This is a genomic window from Ochrobactrum sp. SFR4, assembly GCF_019730395.1.
Lineage (GTDB): Bacteria > Pseudomonadota > Alphaproteobacteria > Rhizobiales > Rhizobiaceae > Pseudochrobactrum.
The window spans coordinates 1-272 of sequence record NZ_JAAPBB010000776.1 but is presented as its reverse complement, the minus strand read 5'-3'; the positions used below and the strand labels follow the sequence as shown (position 1 = coordinate 272).

1 protein-coding gene is annotated in these 272 nt (G+C 44.9%); it reads left to right on the top strand.

What is annotated here, in order from left to right; genetic code table 11:
- The coding region (locus tag HBA93_RS21195; protein ID WP_221724584.1) for an extracellular solute-binding protein at positions 1 to 272 on the top strand (272 nt) is incomplete at both ends.

Sequence of the window (272 nt, the reverse complement as noted above, 5' to 3'; positions counted from 1 at the left end):
GAGGCTGCCGTACAGACCTGTGGCGCAGGTAATGTGGTCATCGGTAATGGTTTCGCTTATAATTCCGATGTCTTCTCTGATGCCCCTAAAGACTGGAAAGATTTCTTTGACCGTGAGAAATATCCAGGTAAACGCGGCATGAAAAACCAGCCAATGCTGAATTTAGAATATGCTTTGATGGCAGACGGCGTGCCGGTTGATAAAGTCTATGACGTTCTGAATACACCTGAGGGTGTTGATCGTGCTTTTGCTAAAATGGATACGATTAAAGA